This is a genomic window from Oleiphilus sp. HI0125, assembly GCF_001635355.1.
Window position 1 is genome coordinate 1 of the sequence record NZ_LWGF01001348.1, and the last position, 876, is coordinate 876.

Consider the following 876-nt stretch of genomic DNA (forward strand, 5'->3'; position numbering starts at 1 on the left):
GAGCTACGGAGATCGTTTGGTTGTTGATCTTTATCTTTCGAAGGTAAAAGAATATAAGCCTGTTAAGCAAATAAATAGCTCAGGTGGCAAACGTGATGTGATCGTTGTGATTGATCCTGGTCACGGCGGAGAGGACCCTGGTGCGATCGGGCCGGGTAAGGTTCGTGAGAAAAACGTGGTGCTTTCAATCTCTAAGGAATTGGCCAGGCAGATTAATGCCGTTAAAGGTTATCGGGCCTATTTAACGCGCGAGAGCGATTATTTTATAGGGCTACGAAAGCGCACGGAGATCGCTCGAAAGCGTAACGCCGATTTATTTGTCTCTGTGCATGCCGATGCTTTTACAAGACCTCAAGCTAATGGGGCGTCTGTTTTCGCGCTGTCGAAGAAAGGGGCTTCAAGTGAGGCGGCTCGCTGGCTCGCCAAACGTGAGAATGCATCTGACTTGATTGGTGGTAGCGGCGTGAATCTCGGTGATCACGATGACATGCTAGCGTCTGTTTTGTTGGATCTCAGCTCTACCGCAAGCCTAAGGGCAAGTTTATCAGTGGGTGATCGTGTGCTTCAGTCTTTGGGGGGAGTCGCCCGTCTTCACAAGCGGCAGGTCGAACAGGCCGGTTTTATGGTCTTAAAGTCCCCCGACATCCCATCAATTTTAGTTGAGACGGGTTTTATCTCGAATCCTACAGAATCTCGTCGTTTGAATACTCGTAGTTACCAAAGAAAGATTGCTGGCTCGATCTCTAAGGGCGTTAAATCTTATTTTTCAGATCAACCTCCAATTGGTACTTGGCTAGCTTCAAATCAATCTAAGTCAGGTAGTTCATATACGGTTAAAAAGGGCGATACTCTATCGCAGATTGCGCACAATAATGC

1 protein-coding gene is annotated in these 876 nt (G+C 47.5%); it reads left to right on the forward strand.

The features are described from left to right. Positions 1-876 (forward strand): N-acetylmuramoyl-L-alanine amidase (locus A3762_RS23105; protein ID WP_068757845.1); only part of this gene is annotated, 876 nt, incomplete at both ends.